Consider the following 19,113-nt stretch of genomic DNA (forward strand, 5'->3'; position numbering starts at 1 on the left):
AAAAAATTAGTAAATTCTCAAAAAAGGAGGGAGTTTTTTTACAGCAAACATCAAAAAAGCCTTCAAACCCGCGGTATACCGCCAAGCTTGAAGGCTTACTTTTAAATTAAAATTATAATTTCGAACGCGTCTGGGAATCTGGCTTAGCCAACAACCGAATCAGTGTGTTAATAACTGGGCGTTTGGTTTTGCCAACAAGACCAATAACCTCTGCACCGATCTGTAGGAAGAACATCATAATACAAATCACGACAAAGGTAACCCAGTTCGCTTCATTAAGCGCAGCAGACGATTGAATCACGGCCAATACACCGAAAAATGCAGCAATACCGTAGATAATCAACACCGTCTGTCTGTGACTGAAACCTAGTTCGCGTAGGCAGTGATGCAAATGACCTTTATCCGGAGAGAAAATCGGTTTTTTCTGCAACTTGCGACGAATGATAGCAAAGAATGTATCTGACAATGGTACACCGATAATAATCAATGGCGTAATAAAAGATACGATAGCAATTTGCTTGAAACCAAGCATGGATAGCATGGCCAGACAGAAACCTAAAAATAATGACCCTGTATCACCCATAAATATTTTTGCAGGATGAAAGTTAAAAAATAGGAATCCGATAATACTGCCCAGCAGCACAAGACAAAGCATAGCTACCATGTAATTACCCATCAATATCGACATCACAAAAATAGTTCCAATCGCAATGCCTGAGACACCTGCAGCCAGTCCATCCAGACCGTCAATCAAATTGATGGCATTCGTTACACCTACGATCCAAAAAATCGTAAGTGGAATGGAAATCCAGCTTTCCAAAGATGAGTATGCATCCTGAAAAGGTACATTTACAAAATCTACACGAATATCAAAAGCAAACACGACCATACACGCAACGGCAATTTGAGCCAAAAATTTCAATTTTGCATTGAGATCGAAACGATCATCGAGAGCACCAATCAGTGTAATCAGCGTACCGCCAATCAGAAAGGCTGCGATAAAGTTAATATCCCGAGAGGACAGCATTCCGTCAGGCACAAAAGGTAACACCGCCAATAAGGACAACAGAAATGCCAAGAAAATCCCCAGTCCGCCAAGACGCGGCATAATTCGGGTATGTACTTTTCGGGCATTCGGTACATCGACGGCTCCAACCTTCACAGCGAATTTCTTGACGAGCGGTGTCAGTAACAGCGCAAGTCCCAGTGCCATGATGAACCCAATAATATAGATCAATAACATTTGATCATTCGACCCCCAATTTTAAAGCAATCCCTTTTCAGATGTAACCGCATTGAATTATACTCTGATCAAAAATAAATACCAAGCTTCATATTCTGGCAAATTAGCGGGTTTTGGAGGCAGTTCAAGCTATTTATCACACTTTTGTGACGTTTTCTTTTTCGCGCATCACTTTCGCGGCGAATTTCGGCAGCGCAAGCATTCTTTTGTAACGGCTTGGCTCTTTGAGGAGTCTATATAACCATTCAGCCCGTAGCTTTTGAAACAATTTAGGTGCGCGTTTGGTTCTGCCTGATATAACATCGAAGCTGCCGCCAACCCCCATCATCACCGGTACACCCAACTTTTCCTTATATTTACCAATCCAGGGTTCCTGTGTGTCCGCTCCACGTGCTACAAACAATAAATCAGGATTTGCTTCACGAATAGCTGCAATTACGGCTTCATCCTCTTTTGGTCCAAAAAAACCATCACGCTTGCCACAAACCGTAATTGCGGGATAAAGCTCATGTACCCGCTTTGCGGTGGCTTGAATCACCTCAGATGTTGATCCCAGTAAATAAACCTTCCAATGATAGTTTTCGCCAGCTGCAAGTAATTCATGTAACAAGTCAAAGCCCGCTACACGCTCAGGTACAGGATGTCCTACATAGTTTGCAGCCCACACTACGCCGGTCCCATCCGGGACAATCAGCTCCGCCTGTTTCATAACGTTCATGTACACTGGATCTTCCAATGCTGCCATTACCATTATCGGATTGGCAGTGATCACTTGATGGGGCCGGCGAGACTCCACTGCTTGAATTAATACATTTAATGTATCTTTCATATTAAGCCTTGATACCGGAACACCGAAAATCGGGACGGTAGGCACATTCGTAACCTTATCAACTGTCACTGTATCCATCATCCTTTGCGACACAAGTAATTAACGATATGCTGCGCCGGTAAGCGAGCCTCACTTTTTAACAAAGCAATGGCCGCTCCCTGGCTCTCGATCCATTGACTTCGCTGATCCAGCAACCGCATAGACTCATTAGCCAGTTTTTGTCCATCCATTGCCTCTGTAGTGCCTACAGGCTGGCTACCGACACGGCTGAGGAAATGATCAATTTTAGGATCATAGGATATCCCCAACGGAGGCACCTGATGGGATGCTGCATAGATCAAGCTGTGTAATCGCATCCCGATCATCAAACTGCAACGACTCACTTCCAAAAGCATCTGTTGAGGATCGGTGACTTGATCACACATGCTTACAAGGCTTCCCGTCCCCCTAATATCCCCCAACAAATCCATTACCATCCTTGAAGCCTGCTCGTCATCAGGCAGATGAAAAGGTAAAAAACGTAAGTGTACACGGCGCTCAGCAGCTAATTTTTTTAAGCCCTCCGCGATAGCCTTCAAATCGCGGCGTTCCTTATCCCAGTAACGTACAGATACGCCAACGATCGGGGGTTGATCCTGATCAGTCTCAGTTGCTGCTTTATGCAGCTCGGAACCTCGGGGTAATGGAAGCCCCATTACCGGATCAGGAACAACTTCGACAACCGGGTTCTTTAGTTTCATAGTATCCAGTAGTGCGGCAGACTGCTCATCTCTTACAGAAACATATTCACAGCGCTGAAACACAGAACGGATCATAGGATAAAATATCTTCCGTTGTACTGGACCAATGCCCTGAGCATATACAAACGTCGGCTTTCCAGCCCATTGGGCCAGTTTCAGAATCGCCAGATAATACGGAATACTTTTAGGGCTTGTTGCATCCTGGAGCAGACTCCCGCCGCCACTTATTAGCCCATCGCTGTTTTTAATCGCTCTACGAACTTCCCCCAAACTCATCCGCGGTACAGCTTCTACTCCGTACATTTTCTGTGTCCAAGCAGGGTCAGAAGATAGAACAACAGGCTTGACCGTGATACCCGCCTGACGGCTCTCCTCCTCTAAAGCTGTCAAAATCGACTTGAGCACCGCCTCATCCCCACTATTGTGAAAGCCGTAATAACCCGAGATGATTATCGTTTGAGCTGTGGTGACCATTTCTTCCAACACCCTTCCAGCACTTGCCACACGACAATTGCGATGATTCCCAGCACCAGACCGAAGCCCAATCCTAACAGCCCGCGACTAAGCGACAGTGCCGCTGGAGAGTGAATGTGAGCAAAGGTATCCACCATAGAGGCTTGACCAATAGCAGCTATAATCAGCAAATAGATTGCTTTGCGATATTTCAAACTCAAGAACGCTCCTGCAATAAACAGTGGGTGAGCCATCAAAAATTCCTTATTGCGTGGACGTACACCAAACGCATTTTCAAGGAAGTTCCGGAATGCCAGCTCCGTATTCGACACTGTGCCCGCATTTCCAGTACGAGTCAAATAGTAATAACCTGCGGCTGCGATAACAGCCAGTGCGATCACCCACAATACAGTAATCGGCGTACGTAGCAGCTTGGAAATTTCCTCTCGTATAGAAACGCCACGATAAAAGAAAATATATATCGCTGCCAAGAAGATCGGCAGAATGTGAAGCAAGCTTACACCTCTGAATTGGTTCAGCACAAGGCTGTAAGCAATACTATTCAACAGAGCAATAACAAATGGTACTGCAGCCAGCGACAAAATCGCTGTCCGTACGTACAGTATAAGCGTTTGAATCAAACGCTGACCTGCAGAAAGTTCAGACCCCTGTTCACGTTTAATTCTAATCGTGTGCACAGCAATGATCATTGCAACCGTTGGTCCGCTAATCGCCGCGAGTAGGGCTAGACCTTGCTCCATCAAGCTGGAGTTCAAAACATAAAGTCCTGCTGAACCTACCAAACCGAGTGCAAATGCCAGCAAAGTCAATGCCGGGACGAAATAGGACACCATAATGGAGAAGAATGCCAGTGCACCTAGTACGACAATCATTTTCAGATAGCGCTGAATGGACGAATCGACTACTTGGAATGGTTCAGCCTGTCCGAGTTCAAACCCCTTTTTCTCCATCCGTTGTACAGCGTTACCCGGCTTGTCCAAGCTGTGGATCAGGTTATCTACCGAATCCTTCACCTTGGCTTCAGCAATACTACGGCTAGGCGCGGTATTCAGATACAACATGCGAATATTACGATCCTTGGTAGCCAGAGCAAAACGATCGGCCAACGTTTCCACATCCAGCGTTGCATCTTTATCGCTCAATGAGTATAAACGCACAACGTTATAGTGGATATCGTAAGCGAGCTTATTGAAGCCTGCTTGCGGTTTTTTTAAGTTTTCGATAGCAGCTAGGCCAATATCGTATTTGTTCAGCAATTTAGCAAATGCCGCTAAGCTATGCTCTTTCTCGTTATCGGTGAAGCCTTTGACTGAATCACCTTCAAACAAAATGCGTTTTACACCATTCTGCTGAAAGGAAGCAAGCATCTCTTCTGTCAACTCCTGGTTGTAAGGAAGACTGTCGCTCATCCGTGGAACAATAAAAAATCCTTTGCTCCGAAGCTGCTTCATCGCAATCGGGTCAGGCTGCATGGGCTTGAGGTACGCATCCTCTGGAGATGTTTCCACAACTAACCCTTCCTGTCCCTGATAAGTCCAAGGTTTTACATTTATGTCCAGGCTTGTAAACGTACGTAAAATTAACGGCTTTAATGCCTCCGCATTTTCTTTGTCAGCAAAAACAATATACGTAAAATTCTCATTTGCAGGTGAAAGCCGTTTTTCCATATCGGCAATGTTCTGAGTCGTATAGGTTACGACACGGCCCGCTTTACGGAAATCATCCAACGTACTTTCATACATCGCCATGCTGTTCACACCCGCTTGCTGTAAGCGGTCAAGCTGCTCATTCAGATAGTCCTGCGGATGAGCCTGATACGAGGCTGCCTCCGTCAAATCCCGATAATCGAATACAATCTCTACTTTTTTACTCGAGGATTCTGTCTTCACACGATCGGCGATGACTGGAATGGAAGCCAGCAAGCCGACAGCCACCAAAATCCATAACCATTTTCGAGAAGCCGTATTCCAATATTGCCATTTCTGATACACCAAAGAACCTCCTTAATATTCGGGATTTTGCAAAATTCAATGCTGCCCACCTTGTCGTACTCAACCTTTTGGTAGGTCACTCATTGAATTTTGCAAAATCCTCCGTTGCCGGAATAAGCCTATTTTCCCAAAGCCTCTTCCAGGTTATTCTGCAATACAGAAATGACCTCCACGGCGTACTGCCCTTTGCCGTGAGAGGTCACCGATTACTATATCTTATCCAATTACCTTAACCTATTCTATTATAAAGGGATTTTTCTCAAGCGTCTACGCGAGCCATAACAGCATCGACCAGGTGGCTGATTCTTTGCTCCGCGTCTGACAGCGAGGAACCGCGTACCGCAAAGTATACTTTGATTTTCGGCTCTGTTCCCGAAGGGCGCAGGCAAAACCACGAACCGTCCTCCAGTAAGAATTTGAGTACATTTTCCTGTGGAAGACCGTCCAGACCTTGTGAGTAGTCCAGTACCTTATCTACCTTCACGCCTGCAATCTCTTGAGGCGCGTTGCTACGCCAATCGGTCATTTTGCCCTGAATCTGTGCTACTCCATCCTTACCCTTAAGAGTACGAGACTCCAGCTTCTCAAGGAAGTAGCCAAACTGCTCGTACAGCTCTTGTAAAACATCATAGAGCGTCTTACCTTGTGTGCTGTAATAAGCAGCAGCTTCAGCGATCAGCATAGCCGCCAAGACAGCATCCTTATCGCGAGCGTAATTCCCTGCCAAATAACCATAGCTCTCTTCATAGCCAAACAAGTAGGTGTACTCGCCAGTTTGGTCAAACTGGTTCATTTTCTCGCCAATATACTTGAAGCCAGTTAGCGTGTTAAACACGGTTGCTCCAAAATGTTCGGCAATAACTGCACCCATTTCGCTGGTTACGATGGTTTTGATAACAGCCCCATTATTCGGAAGCTTGCCTGTTTCTTTCAGCTGATTCAATAAGTAGTAAACCATGATCGCACCAGACTGATTACCGGACAATACTACATATTCGCCATCACGGTTTTTCACAACTGCACCCATACGGTCAGCATCAGGGTCTGTTCCGATCAACAGATCTGCACCAATTTTCTCACCTAGCGCAATTGCCAGTTTAAACGCATCGCGTTCTTCCGGGTTTGGCGACTTAACAGTCGAAAATTCAGCATCTGGCAGCTCTTGCTCAGGTACAATATGCACCTGTTCAAAGCCGATTTTCTCCAGTACACGACGAACCGGTACATTTCCAGTGCCATGGAGAGGCGTAAACACAACTTTGAAGTTTTTGCCTGGTCCGGCTGCAATCAGCTCACGGTTCACACTCACACTGGCTACCGTATCTACAAACGCTTCATCTTCCTCTTCTCCAAGCCAAACCAACAATCCCTGTGCCTCTGCTTCCTCACGTGTCAGACTGCGAATGTCAGCAAAAGAAGGAACCTCACGGATATAACTAATTACCTGTTCAGCCTGATCAGGAACAAGCTGACCCCCTTCATCGTTGTATACCTTGTATCCATTATACTCAGGAGGATTGTGACTGGCTGTTACAACGATCCCTCCACTGGCTCCCAAATGACGTACACTAAACGAAAGCTGTGGCGTTGGACGCAAGGAAGGGAACAACTTAGCCACGATACCATTGCCTGCCAGCACCAAAGCTGCATCCAGAGCAAACTCTGGCGAAAAGTGACGCGAATCATGTGCAATAACAACCGAAGGTTTGCCTTCTTTACCAGCATGCTGTTCTAAAATATAGCGAGCCAACCCTTGAGTCGCACGTCCGATGACGTAACGGTTCATCCGGTTACTCCCTGCTCCGATCACTCCACGCAGACCGCCTGTGCCAAATTCCAGCTCTTTGTAAAAGCGATCCTCCAGTTCCTGCTCGTTGCCTTCCAATGCGCGCAACTCCTGTTTGGTTTCTTCATCAATATAAGGGTCTTGCAGCCAGCTCTCAATGCCTTCTAATGCTTTTTTACTCAACTGCGTCATACGGAATTTCCCCTCTCCATTTTTGGTTTATCAAAACAGGATTTCTATGTACACTTGCACTCGGTTCAGACCTCGTGCTTATGTCGGAAGAGCTTTATTTATTGGGGAGGGTCAGATAAAGCAAACATAATTTCGCCCTCAGCTACTACCGTATCGCCTACTTTAGCCGTAGCTTTCCCTTTGCCAAATGCGCCTTTGGAACGAGTGATTTCCACTTCAAGCGTCAACGTATCCCCAGGAACCACCTGTCCTCGGAAACGGAAACCATCCAATCCTGCCAAGAATCCGATTTTGCCACGATTGCTCTCTAGGTGCAGTAATGCGACTGCCCCAACTTGAGCCAGTGCTTCGGTAATCAACACACCAGGCATAACGGGATACCCCGGAAAATGTCCAATGAAATGAGGCTCATTCATCGTTACATTTTTAATACCTACTGCTCTTTTCCCTTCCTCCAGCTCAATAATACGATCCACCAATAAAAATGGCGCTCGATGTGGGATAATCTCCTGAATTTGATTAACATCCAATTGCAATTTGTCCATTTACCTTAATAACTCCTCCCGCTTGCAGGTCTGACTCTGTATCAATCATGAGTTACTGCAAGCATAATATTACCCCGCCTACGCTGTATAAAAACAGCTCTTGGCGGCAACAATGTTAGATATCCTTCACCTACTGCAGAAGTGGAGGTTGAGATAAGGGGCTTTTTCCGCCGGTTATGCAACCTGAGGCGCGAAGAAGCCCTTTTGCCCGTGCTTGGTTTTACCCCGCAGTGTTATAAACTTCCCCATCATTATACAGTTATCAGATGCAAAAAGAAAATTACGCAGAAGTACCATATTGAGTGCTCCTCTTATGGGGTGAAGCGGAGATTCAATTGAGCAAAGGAGGAGGGGCTGCACGATTTATTTGATCTTCCGATCGCTGTTGCCCCTAAATTTTCTCATTTTATAAAACCTGCAAGGTTAAAATTTAGGGGCAAAGGCGAACGCTATCGCTTCTCCAGATTCAAATAAATCCCTCCGCCGAGTTACTTTTGGCTCAAAAGGAAAGCCTCGCTTCAATAATACTCACTTGCCGTGAAGGGCAGAGAAAACCGAAGGCCCCTGTGATGGCCTTCATTGACCACAATCCATGCGTGCTACGCTGGAGGCCTCTCCCTTAAAAGCATAACAAAACCCCGCGCCACTGGCACAGGGTTTTGTTATGCTATACTCCCCACACAAATTGCGGGTGGTTTATTTTAATAAAAGTGGCCCTGATGGCGGGTAGCAGCGGAGCGAAGGATTTGAATCTGGAGAAGCGCGAGCGTTCGCCTTTGCAACGGGATTTTTACATCTGAATAATTTATAAAATAAGAAAATCCCGCTGCAACAGCGATCGTAAGATCAAATCATTCGCGGAGCGACCTTTTCCCGCCCCCACTCATTTAAAGTAAACTAAGGCGCAAATATAAGATCAATGACATGCTGCCAGGTTTTCCACTCGAATACGCCTGACAACCCTTGCTTACCTACAATTACATATCCTGCAATTAAGCCGCCTAACAGCGATAACAGGAGCAGCAACGGAACTATGAAATAACGAGCAGTACGCCAGCGGGACTTCGTCTTTACAGGCACCGGACGGGAATCAGATTGTTCTTCTTTCATCACCAAATCCTTAAGCCCTCAGATTGTTGGCCATGTTCATCATCGTATCGCTAGAAGTTAATGCCCGTGCCGCCATTTGATACATCCGCTGAACTTGCATCATATCCGTCATTTCGCCCGCTAAATCCACATTAGATTCCTCGAGATAACCGGAACGCACAGATACGTCCGCTGGAACAGCACCTGCCACACCTGCAGCTCCGAATACATTTGCCTCTGTTACACCATTCAACAACACGAACAGGTTATCATCCCGCTGTTCCAGTCCTTCTGGACGCTGTACATCCATTAGCTTGATTCTCTGACCAACTGTCGGATCCCCAGTTCCATTAGCACGAATCAGCAATTCGCCATCCGAGTTAATAGCCACCTTGGAACCCGCTGGAGCAGTCACAGGAACATCATTGTTATCCAGCACGGAGTAGCCTTCAGCAGTGGTCAACATCATCGTCGCACTATCATTCGGATCAGGAATAAAATGAAAGCTACCATCACGGGTCCAAGCTTTTTGCCCATTTCCCTGAACTTCAAACATGGCATTACCCTGGATCGCCAGATCAGTAGGAATTCCCGTCTCCTTGAGCGGACCTTGCTCCATATTTTTCATGATTGCGGCCGTTCTAACTCCGTAGCCCAAATTATAACCGAGCGGCATGGCCCGTCCATTTTGGAGATACGTTGAAGGCTGTTGTTTCACATTGGCCAATACATCTTCAAAGGAACCCTGTTTACTCTTATAACCAACTGTATTGACATTGGCAATATTATCGGCAATTAAATCCAAACGCTGCTGCACACTGGCCATAGATACCATTGCACCAATCATGGAGTTGTTCATCACTTACCCCCTGTTATACACGGCCTACTTCATTAACGGCCTTGTCCAAGCTTTTATCATAAAATTGAATTACCTTCTGATTCGCTTCGTACGCTCTTAACGCAGCCATCATATCCACCATTGACTGTGAAGCATCTACATTAGATACCTCCAGGTAACCTTGACGAACGGATACAGCATCATTAGCGGTCATCATCCTAGCTGCAGCACCATCAGTATCATTCAGACGGAAATTCCCATTACCCTCACGAACGAGCTGGTACGGACGATCAATGACACTAATACCGAGCGTCGTCCCCAATGTCTGGTTGGACTGGCTATCTACCAATTCGCCCCGCTCATTTACTTTAAGCTCTGAGACAGCCCCGGTCAATTGAATTGGGTTTCCATTCGTATCCAGCACCGCTGAGCCAGTCGATGAAAGCAATGCTCCCGCTCCATTTACTTGAAAATGCCCATCACGTGTATAACGAACATTCCCATTACTGTCCCGCACCGAAAAAAACGCTTCTGGACGGTAGGTGACTTCACCGTTAGCATTGATGAATTTTCCCGCCTGATCAAAAGCCATAGGTTGACCAGTAGCTGGGTCGTTCACATTAATATTGGACTGTATCGCAAAATCCGTCGCTTGTCCACTGTCCTTTAATGCTCCCTGAATGTAAGGGGAGAGGCTTTCCTCAGCAAAAACGCCAGTATTGAGCTTGCCGACCGTACGGTCCGGGTTATCAGGGTTACCACCCGTCATGGATATAAGCATTTCGGGGAAAGAACGCTGAACACTGTTCTCCTGTTTGTATCCCGTCGTATTCATATTAGCAATATTTTGCGTCACGGTGTCATGGCGTCGTTGTTGTGTCATCAATCCGGCGGCCGCAGTATATAAACCTCTCAACATGTAACGTGCACCCCAATCCTATACTCTGCTAAAATCATATGCTCGCGCGGAGGCACGAAGGCCAAAATGCTAGGCAACCTGCCTGACCGCACCGAGTCTCTTATAGTCACTATCGGCAGATTAGAACTTTTTCTTAACCACATGATCCAAATTATCCAGCATAATTCCTGTACCTTTAACAACACAATGCATCGGATCTTCGGCAACCAGTACGGGAACGCGCAGTTCTTCAGCAAGTAGCTCGTCCAATCCGCTAAGCAAGGCACCGCCACCAGTCAAAATAACACCACGGTCAATAATATCAGCTGACAGTTCCGGTGGGGTCTGCTCCAATACAAACTTGGCCGCAGCAACAATCGCTGACACAGGATCTCTAAGTGCATCCTGCACTTCATCTGCAGATATACTTAACGTTTTGGGCAATCCGGATACCATATCCCGTCCACGGATGTCCATCTCTGCACGACGTCCACTCGGATGCACAGTTCCGATAGCAATCTTGATATCTTCAGCCGTACGTTCTCCGATCAGAAGCTTGTACTTCGTTTTTACATATTTCATGATGGCTGTATCAAATTTGTCCCCTGCCATTTTAATGGAAGAAGCTGTTACGACATCCCCCATAGAGAGGACTGCAACGTCAGTCGTTCCGCCACCAATATCCACTACCATGTTGCCGCTAGGCTCAAAAATATCCATTCCTGCCCCGATGGCAGCCGCTTTTGGCTCTTCCTCCAAAAATACTTCCTTGGCCCCGCTACGTTCCGCCGCTTCACGAATCGCTTTTTGCTCCACTGAGGTAATGTTCGTTGGCGCACAAATTAGAATACGAGGGTGGCTGTACCAGCTTTTTCCCCCCACCCGATTGATAAAATATTTTAACATCGCTTCTGTTACTTCAAAATCGGCGATGACACCATCACGTAATGGACGGATGGCTATGATATTACCAGGAGTACGTCCCACCATACGGCGCGCTTCCTCTCCGACAGCCAGGACTCTTTTTGTATCGCTTTCTATCGCGACAACGGAAGGTTCGTCAAGAACAACCCCCTTCCCTTTGACGTGGATAAGCACGTTGGCCGTACCGAGGTCGATACCGATATCATTACTGAACATATTAAAAAGGCCCCCAAAGTGATATTTTAAAAAGCTAAGATTCGACAAGAAGCGGCAAATATATGTATAAACCTACGGTTACATGTCATTTTTCGTCTTGTACCATCTTTTAACATATCATACTTCAGGGGGTTGATTCAATGGCTTTGCCAGCCAATTCACTATATATTTTTAGGACTTGCCGGAAACGAGAATTTCCCTTCGTTTGCCACTCGTTTTTTTGTACTTAATTTTCGTGGCTTCTCCCCCCCGCAGATGGCGGATGGATTTATGGTATTCAAGAATGTGCTTCACCTGATCGGCAAGATCCGGGTTGATTTCAGGCAGCCGTTCGGTCAGATCTTTATGCACCGTGCTCTTGGAGACACCAAATTCCTTGGCAATCGTACGGACCGTATTCCTTGTTTCCACGATACAGCGACCGATTTTGATGGTCCGTTCCTTGATGTAATCGTGCACGCTCCCGCCTCCCTACTGTGGATAGTTTGGTACATTATATGAGGAGCGTGCCTATATATTCGCGGTTTGGCGGGAAGACATGCTTCGGAAGGCCTATTTATTTGGCAAAAGCAGCTTATGTTTACCTTATGCACAAAAACTACACAAGAAAAAAGCAGGGAATATGGATTCCCCGCTTTGCATGCAAAGCCATGACCAGATTTATTTTTTAGGAAGCAGACCTGCTGGATTCACAGGCTTGTCATCCTGATACACTTCAAAATGCAAATGTGTTTTCAAATCCTTTTCAAGCTCGTTACGACCCGCTGAAGCAATCACATCGTTTTGTTTCACTTGATCGCCTTCTTTTACTTTCAGATCACTCAAGCTTTGGTACACCGTTTTGAGATTATTATCATGCGTAATTTCTACGACATTACCTACCAGCGGATGTTGTTCCACACGAGATACTTTGCCACTCAGGGCGGCTCTTACTTCAAACGCCTGATCGTCAGTCCGGGAAAGATCAATCCCAGTGTTAGCGGTAAATGTTTTATCGTACTCTACCATAGCTGCCGCCTGCTCATCAGCGGTCGCATTCTCATCAAAGAACGGCTTTACGACCTGTACTGCGCCAGCATCTGCCACTGGCCATGCGATATTTTCCGACTGGGCAACGACTTCCACGCTTTCTGGCTGTTGTCCGTTAACATCGGTATTCACTGCACTTGTGCTCTGTACCGATGGACTAGCTGGGTCAGGTTTGAAAGACTTCTGGCTGGCATCCTGATAGACCCACACTAAAGTTAGTATAATGGCTGCTGCGGCAATGTAGGCTGCCGGGTATGCCCACCTTTTGGACAACAGCTTTTTCCACGAAGACGGCCGCGAAGCTCTTCCACCCTGAAAGGTTTTGGGTGTCTCTTCATGGTTTTGGTTCTGGTTTTTATTTTGTTCATTCATTTGCTCATCACCTCAGTAACCAGTGTTACCGGGTGCAACTCTTTTATACTTCAAAGTTTTGAAATATTTACTAACTTAGAATACGAGAGGCTTGCGCAAAAGAAATGCCAGTATAATAGTGAAGGAGTATTTGAGTGGCAGTATGACCTTCTTTGGCCATTCCATTGGCTCCCCACTGACTCATACCAACACCATGACCATAACCATAGGTTGTTATAGCAATCCGGTCCCCTTCAGCCTTCCACGTAAACTCAGCCGAACGCAACCCCAGTTTGTTACGGATCTCCGGTCCCGTAAAGATTGAGCCACCAACTTCAATCTTCTTGATGCGATGTCCTTCTGTCTTGGAGAGTATACGAATCTCTGGCATACTTCCTCCTCCAGTAGAGGCGGCAATTGCAGTACGACTTAACCCCAATCTATCGAACACGCTTTGACGACTCAGTGTGACGGTTTCTGAATAACGCGGGGCCAACTGCTTGTCCCATGGACTTGATACGCTTCGTAAATAGGGCACTGCCTTCGCCCACACATCCTCTGAATTTTCGGTGTAGCCATTGCTAGTAGAAAAAAAAGATGCCGTAATGGGCTTGCCTTCATATACCATGATCGTATCCTTGGTGTCTCGTACGGCCTGCTGAATTTTAGCCAGCTCTGCGGATTTACCAGAATGCCCCCATTCTCTAGTAAGTTTAGCTTTGGAGATATAAGCCTGATGTTTAACAGTATCCGTCACATCTGCTCCCGCAGGGGCACCGCTAGTGTCATCAGCCAGCAAGCGCCGGGCAATGAAGGTACGCGCGGCTATGGCCTGCGCTTTCAGTGCCTCCCCCTCAAAGCTGGGCGGCATTTCGGCAGCTACTACGCCGACAATGTATTGCTCCAGCGGTAACGTCTCCGTGCGACCGGTGGACGTGACATACACACGCACGTCTGGCTCTGCCGCCACCGGTACGCTACGCGTTGGCGCAGCGGGCACCGCTGGCATCGGCGGGACGCCCGGTAAGCGCGTGACGGGCGTCTCACCCTTTGCCGTCACGCTAGGCGCAGCCGGTACTGCCGTGCGGCTGCTTGGCGGCACCGGCTGCGCCGTCTGGCGAGGCCACGCCATTAGCGCGGGCACAGCCATGGCAAGCACCAGCACCCCTGCCATGGCGGCGAATGGCAGCCATGGGCGGCGGCTGCCCCAGCGTGGGGCACGCCCGGCGGAAGGACGCAGGTGCGGCAGCGGGCTTGCAGCGCGTGTGTCATGGGCCGCTACTCCAGCGATAGGCAGAGCCGTATCAACAGAGTTCACAGCGGAAGGCACGGCTGTTGTACCCCGATTGGGCTTGACGCCAGTCGGCAATGTACCTCTTGCGTCCGGCTGCTGTTGCATAAGCTTATTTTTCTGTAACAAGGTAGCTATAGAGCCAGTGTCTTCCTCCGCAAATAAAGCCTGGCGATGTTCCTTAGGATGATGAATGGGTATACGGATGCGAACCTGTGAATCTTTCATAGGCTGAAACCTCCATCAAAGGGCTAAGTGTCCGGCTGGAAGTATAGATATACTCCAGCAGATATTTTCAATCATATGAAGTCGTCCACTTTGATAGAACCATTTTAAGAGAACTGAAAGAATGAAAAAGACTGGCTATAAACAATAAAAAGAACCAGTCCTTTCGGACTTGGTTCTTCGTTGTTTAAGAATATACGTATGCAACATGAAGCTACATGCGTTAAAGCTTAGGCGAGGGAAGGCTGAATCTTCTTAAACAGATTCCCAGACGCCTCTTCCGGCATTACGCGCTCTGTACTGGGTGAATGATCCAGTTTGGACTCTTCCACGGTCACTCTGTAAATGTCCGCTCCCAATCCGGTCAGCTTCTCAGCCAAATGAACGTAACCACGATCGATGTGATGTACGCCGGATACCTCCGTTGTACCTTCTGCAATGAGTCCGGTCAGAATCAACGCAGCACCTGCACGCAAATCTGTAGAGGTTACTTTCGCACCTGTCAGCTTAGCATTACCCGTTACAATGGCAGAACGGCCTTCGACCTTAATCTCCGCATTCATGAGATGAAATTCATCCACATGCATGAAACGATTTTCAAACACGGTTTCCGTAATAATGCTCGTTCCTTCAGCGGCAAGCTGAAGTGCCATCATCTGTGACTGCATATCGGTAGGAAAACCTGGATAAGGCAACGTTTTAACATCAACGGCTTTTAACGGCTTATCTGCAATGACACGAATTCCGTTCTCATCAGGTTGAATGGTTACACCCATTTCTTCCATCTTGGAAATAACCGGACCCAAATGATCGGATATTGCGCCTTCTACATATACGTTCCCGCCTGTGATCGCAGCAGCAACCATATAAGTACCTGCTTCTACCCGGTCGGGAATGACGGTATGTTTTACACCATGCAGCTTCTCAACGCCTTCAATACGAATAACGCCCGTGCCCGCACCGCGTACTTTGGCACCCATTCCATTCAGGAAATTTGCGAGATCAACAATCTCAGGTTCCTTAGCAGCATTCTCGATGGTAGTTACGCCCTCAGCAAGAGTAGCGGCCATCATAATATTCTCGGTTGCCCCTACGCTGGCTACATCCAAATAAACTTTAGCTCCACGCAGACGCCCGTTACTTTTAGCTTCAATAAAACCTTGGCCCAGGCTAATTTCCGCGCCCAATGCCTCAAAACCCTTCAAATGCTGATCAATGGGTCGCGTTCCGATTGCGCATCCGCCTGGAAGCGAGATTCTTGTGCGTCCCAAACGTGTAAGCAGCGGTCCCATAACCAAGAATGAAGCGCGCATTTTCCTAACCCACTCGTAAGGGGCTTCACAGGAAATTATCTTCCGCGCGTCAACACGAATGACCTCATCTTGGTATGTAACGCCTGCTCCTAAGGACTCCAGCACTTTGTTAATGGTCATCACATCGTCTAGAGGAGGTGCATCAATAATAACACTTTCTCCTTCTTCTCCTAGCAGAGAAGCGGCGATGATCGGCAGAACTGAGTTTTTGGCTCCGCTGACTTTGACACTCCCGGTCAATCTGTTGCCACCGCGGACGATAAATTTGCTCATCTATGGTTCCCTCCGCGCGTCATTTCTCTTTTCCATTCTGGAAAAAAAGAACATATTCCGCTATTTTCATGCCTTGCTTTTTCATTACATAAAAAAACAAGATTTTACTAATACCCTAACTGCCATCATACCACTGATTAAAACAAGTATACAAGCGTTTTTTGTACTTGACGACCATTGTACTCTAACTGATTCAGCCAGCTATACATGCATGGTTCTTTTGTTTACCATTGTTAACAATATGACGCGATGTTATTCGACAATTCCCGCAGAGACACAGTCATAAGGTCATATAACCCGCCTACTTCATGTTAAAACAAATTCTAGAGCATCTGGCTCCAAGAGATGTAGCTCAACAGGAACCCCGAAACCAACTGTCCCAAAATAATAGCAAGAAACAAGTGCAGCAATCTGCCCTGCGGTCCTTTCGGTTGTCGGATTAACAAATCCAGCTTTAAGCTCTGTAAAGCCCACCAAGCTAATGCTATACAAATGAGCGATACGATCATAGAGATCAGCGCGGTCATACTCGCCGATTGACTTAGCTGTTCTGCCAATTGCTGTTTCCCGTTCAACCTTAATTCCCCCCATCTGCGTCACAGACTTCTTTATAATACTCGGCGAACGCCTAATATGCCAGTGCTATTTCTGTTTTTAGGACATTTATTTCGACAAAATGTGATTAATCACTTCTGTTTCGTGAATTTAAAAGGTACTAAATACCTAGCAGCCAGGCAAGAAATAGGACTGTACATTTGGTAATAACAGCTAAAAAAGAGTCCGATCACAGTGATCGAAGGAAGCAAGGTTCCTCCTCACCCTCTACCGGACATTTTCTGGCAGAAGTTATGAATTGGTCTCCTTGTCGTTCCATCCGTATACTATGCCGAACCCTTTTAAAATTCCACTTAAACTCCAATATTAATTCTTATTGGTTCTGATGCTTGTAGCATTTAGACGGTTAAGCGCCCGTTGCAGAGCTACTTCCGCCCGATGATGATCTATCTGTTCCTGCTTGCTCTGGAGCCGCAGTTCTGCCCGCTCCCTTGCCGCACGGGCACGCTCCACATCAATTTCTTCGGAACGTTCCGCACTCTCAGCCAAAATGACCACTTTATCCTTGCGGACTTCAAGAAAGCCCCCATTGACCGCGATCACTTCAGTTTGACCACCGATTTTAATGCGTATCGGTGCAATCTTCAAGGGAGTGACCAAGGGAAGGTGTCCGGGCAAAATCCCAAGATCGCCTTCCGAGCCGCGAACACTGATGCTGTTTACCTGTTCTGTATAGACCAGGCGCTCCGGCGTCACAATCTCTAGTAAATACGTGCTCACTTGAATCCCTCCTGGAAGCTGTCCGCAGACAGCTCACTTCGTAAGGCTCGGCTAATCTTTGCCTGTATGTTTACAGCGTTTTAGCTTTTTCAACTGCTTCTTCGATGGCTCCTACAAAAAGGAAGGCCGCTTCTGGAAGGTGGTCATACTTGCCTTCCAAAATTTCTTTGAAGCTTCGTACAGTTTCTTTAACCGGCACATATTTACCCGGGAAGCCGTTAAATGTTTCGGCAACGTGGAAAGGTTGAGAAAGGAAACGCTGGATTTTACGTGCACGTGCTACCAACATTTTATCTTCTTCACTCAGCTCATCCATACCCAGGATGGCAATGATATCCTGAAGCTCATTGTAGCGGGCCAAAATTTGTTTTACCCCTTGCGCTACATTGTAATGCTCTTCACCCACAACGTCTGGAGCCAAAATCCGGGAGCTTGATGCAAGTGGATCAACCGCCGGGTAAATACCCATTTCGGAAATTTTACGTTCCAGATTCGTTGTAGCATCCAAATGGGCAAACGTTGTAGCAGGAGCAGGGTCAGTGTAGTCATCCGCAGGCACGTAGATCGCCTGAATGGAAGTAACGGAACCTTTTTTAGTAGAAGTAATCCGTTCTTGCAATTGACCCATCTCAGTAGCCAGCGTAGGCTGGTAACCTACTGCTGAAGGCATACGTCCCAACAGGGCAGAAACCTCAGAACCCGCTTGGGTAAAGCGGAAAATGTTATCAATAAAGAGCAACACGTCACGGCCTTCTTGGTCACGGAAGTATTCCGCCATCGTCAGACCTGTGAGAGCTACACGCAAACGTGCACCCGGAGGCTCGTTCATTTGTCCGAACACCATCGCTGTTTTGTTGATAACGCCGGAATCTCTCATTTCATGGTACAAGTCATTTCCTTCACGTGTGCGTTCACCTACACCCGCAAATACAGAAATACCACCATGCTCCTGAGCGATATTGTTAATCAATTCTTGAATGGTTACGGTTTTACCTACACCAGCACCACCAAACAATCCGACTTTACCACCTTTGGCATAAGGAGCCAGCAAGTCGATAACTTTAATACCCGTTTCGAGCATCTCTGCTTGAGTTGTCAGCTCATCGAAAGAAGGAGCTTGACGGTGAATTGGGTTTCTAGCCGTTTCACTCATATCAGCACCATTATCAATTGGCGTTCCAAGTACGTTAAATACGCGTCCAAGAGTTGCTTCGCCGACAGGTACTGAAATAGGTGCTCCCAGATCTATGGCTTCAGCTCCACGAACCAAACCATCTGTGGAAGACATGGCAATACAACGCACACGGTTGTCACCTAGATGTTTTGAAGCTTCGAGCGTCAGGTCAATTTTGACTCCGCTCTCCAGCACAGTCCCAATATGAATGGCATTCAGGATTTCCGGAAGTTGTCCACGTTCAAACTCAACGTCGACAACCGGACCCATGATGCTCACTACGCGTCCTTTGTTCATCTTTTGGTTTCCCTCCTACAAGCTTGCACAGCCGCAAATCCGAACCACTCTGATTTGTTT

17 protein-coding genes are annotated in these 19,113 nt (G+C 47.0%); all 17 read right to left on the reverse strand.

What is annotated here, in order from left to right; translation table 11 throughout:
- Window positions 1–112 precede the first annotated feature (112 nt).
- Window positions 113–1,243 carry a glycosyltransferase family 4 protein gene (locus tag MLD56_RS23290; RefSeq protein WP_029514606.1) on the reverse strand — a complete coding sequence of 377 codons (1,131 nt, stop codon included), beginning with the start codon at window positions 1,241–1,243 and terminating at the stop codon, window positions 113–115.
- Between the two features lie 136 nt (window positions 1,244–1,379).
- Window positions 1,380–2,141 (reverse strand): WecB/TagA/CpsF family glycosyltransferase, encoded by a 762-nt coding sequence (locus MLD56_RS23295; protein WP_029514607.1) that lies wholly within the window; start codon window positions 2,139–2,141, stop codon window positions 1,380–1,382.
- Window positions 2,142–2,149: 8 nt separating this feature from the next.
- Window positions 2,150–3,286, reverse strand: a complete 1,137-nt coding sequence (gene csaB / locus MLD56_RS23300; RefSeq protein WP_029514608.1) for a polysaccharide pyruvyl transferase CsaB — start codon at window positions 3,284–3,286, stop codon at window positions 2,150–2,152.
- Window positions 3,262–5,277, reverse strand: a complete 2,016-nt coding sequence (locus MLD56_RS23305) for a DUF5693 family protein (RefSeq protein WP_241113435.1) — start codon at window positions 5,275–5,277, stop codon at window positions 3,262–3,264. The genes csaB and MLD56_RS23305 overlap by 25 nt, the downstream gene beginning before the upstream one ends.
- A 259-nt stretch (window positions 5,278–5,536) precedes the next feature.
- Complete coding sequence (locus tag MLD56_RS23310) at window positions 5,537–7,255, reverse strand: phospho-sugar mutase (protein WP_029514610.1); 1,719 nt, start codon at window positions 7,253–7,255, stop codon at window positions 5,537–5,539.
- Between the two features lie 98 nt (window positions 7,256–7,353).
- The gene (gene fabZ / locus MLD56_RS23315) at window positions 7,354–7,800 is read right to left on the reverse strand and encodes a 3-hydroxyacyl-ACP dehydratase FabZ (protein WP_013312312.1); all 447 of its coding nucleotides are present in this window, start codon (window positions 7,798–7,800) and stop codon (window positions 7,354–7,356) included.
- Window positions 7,801–8,697: 897 nt separating this feature from the next.
- Entirely contained in the window at window positions 8,698–8,910 is a 213-nt protein-coding gene (locus MLD56_RS23320) for a DNA-directed RNA polymerase subunit beta (protein WP_029514611.1), read from the reverse strand.
- 10 nt (window positions 8,911–8,920) lie between these two features.
- Complete coding sequence (locus MLD56_RS23325; protein ID WP_029514612.1) at window positions 8,921–9,748, reverse strand: flagellar hook-basal body protein; 828 nt, start codon at window positions 9,746–9,748, stop codon at window positions 8,921–8,923.
- A 13-nt stretch (window positions 9,749–9,761) separates the two neighbouring features.
- Complete coding sequence (locus tag MLD56_RS23330) at window positions 9,762–10,646, reverse strand: flagellar hook-basal body protein (protein WP_029514613.1); 885 nt, start codon at window positions 10,644–10,646, stop codon at window positions 9,762–9,764.
- 120 nt (window positions 10,647–10,766) lie between these two features.
- Window positions 10,767–11,765, reverse strand: a complete 999-nt coding sequence (locus MLD56_RS23335; RefSeq protein ID WP_023990703.1) for a rod shape-determining protein — start codon at window positions 11,763–11,765, stop codon at window positions 10,767–10,769.
- A gap of 171 nt (window positions 11,766–11,936) precedes the next feature.
- Entirely contained in the window at window positions 11,937–12,224 is a 288-nt protein-coding gene (gene spoIIID / locus MLD56_RS23340; protein ID WP_007432737.1) for a sporulation transcriptional regulator SpoIIID, read from the reverse strand.
- Between the two features lie 201 nt (window positions 12,225–12,425).
- Window positions 12,426–13,166, reverse strand: a complete 741-nt coding sequence (locus tag MLD56_RS23345; RefSeq protein WP_029514614.1) for a M23 family metallopeptidase — start codon at window positions 13,164–13,166, stop codon at window positions 12,426–12,428.
- A gap of 70 nt (window positions 13,167–13,236) precedes the next feature.
- Window positions 13,237–14,664 (reverse strand): stage II sporulation protein D, encoded by a 1,428-nt coding sequence (gene spoIID / locus MLD56_RS23350; protein ID WP_241113436.1) that lies wholly within the window; start codon window positions 14,662–14,664, stop codon window positions 13,237–13,239.
- A gap of 227 nt (window positions 14,665–14,891) precedes the next feature.
- A complete protein-coding gene (gene murA, locus MLD56_RS23355) occupies window positions 14,892–16,247 on the reverse strand; it encodes a UDP-N-acetylglucosamine 1-carboxyvinyltransferase (RefSeq protein WP_029518503.1) in 1,356 nt (451 codons plus the stop codon).
- A gap of 323 nt (window positions 16,248–16,570) precedes the next feature.
- A complete protein-coding gene (locus MLD56_RS23360; protein WP_013373430.1) occupies window positions 16,571–16,822 on the reverse strand; it encodes a DUF1146 family protein in 252 nt (83 codons plus the stop codon).
- Window positions 16,823–17,168: 346 nt separating this feature from the next.
- A complete protein-coding gene (locus tag MLD56_RS23365) occupies window positions 17,169–17,582 on the reverse strand; it encodes a F0F1 ATP synthase subunit epsilon (RefSeq protein ID WP_013312322.1) in 414 nt (137 codons plus the stop codon).
- A gap of 70 nt (window positions 17,583–17,652) precedes the next feature.
- Window positions 17,653–19,053 carry a F0F1 ATP synthase subunit beta gene (gene atpD / locus MLD56_RS23370; protein WP_029518505.1) on the reverse strand — a complete coding sequence of 467 codons (1,401 nt, stop codon included), beginning with the start codon at window positions 19,051–19,053 and terminating at the stop codon, window positions 17,653–17,655.
- Between the last annotated feature and the right edge of the window lie 60 nt (window positions 19,054–19,113).

It is taken from the genome of Paenibacillus peoriae (assembly GCF_022531965.1).
Taxonomy (GTDB): domain Bacteria; phylum Bacillota; class Bacilli; order Paenibacillales; family Paenibacillaceae; genus Paenibacillus; species Paenibacillus polymyxa_D.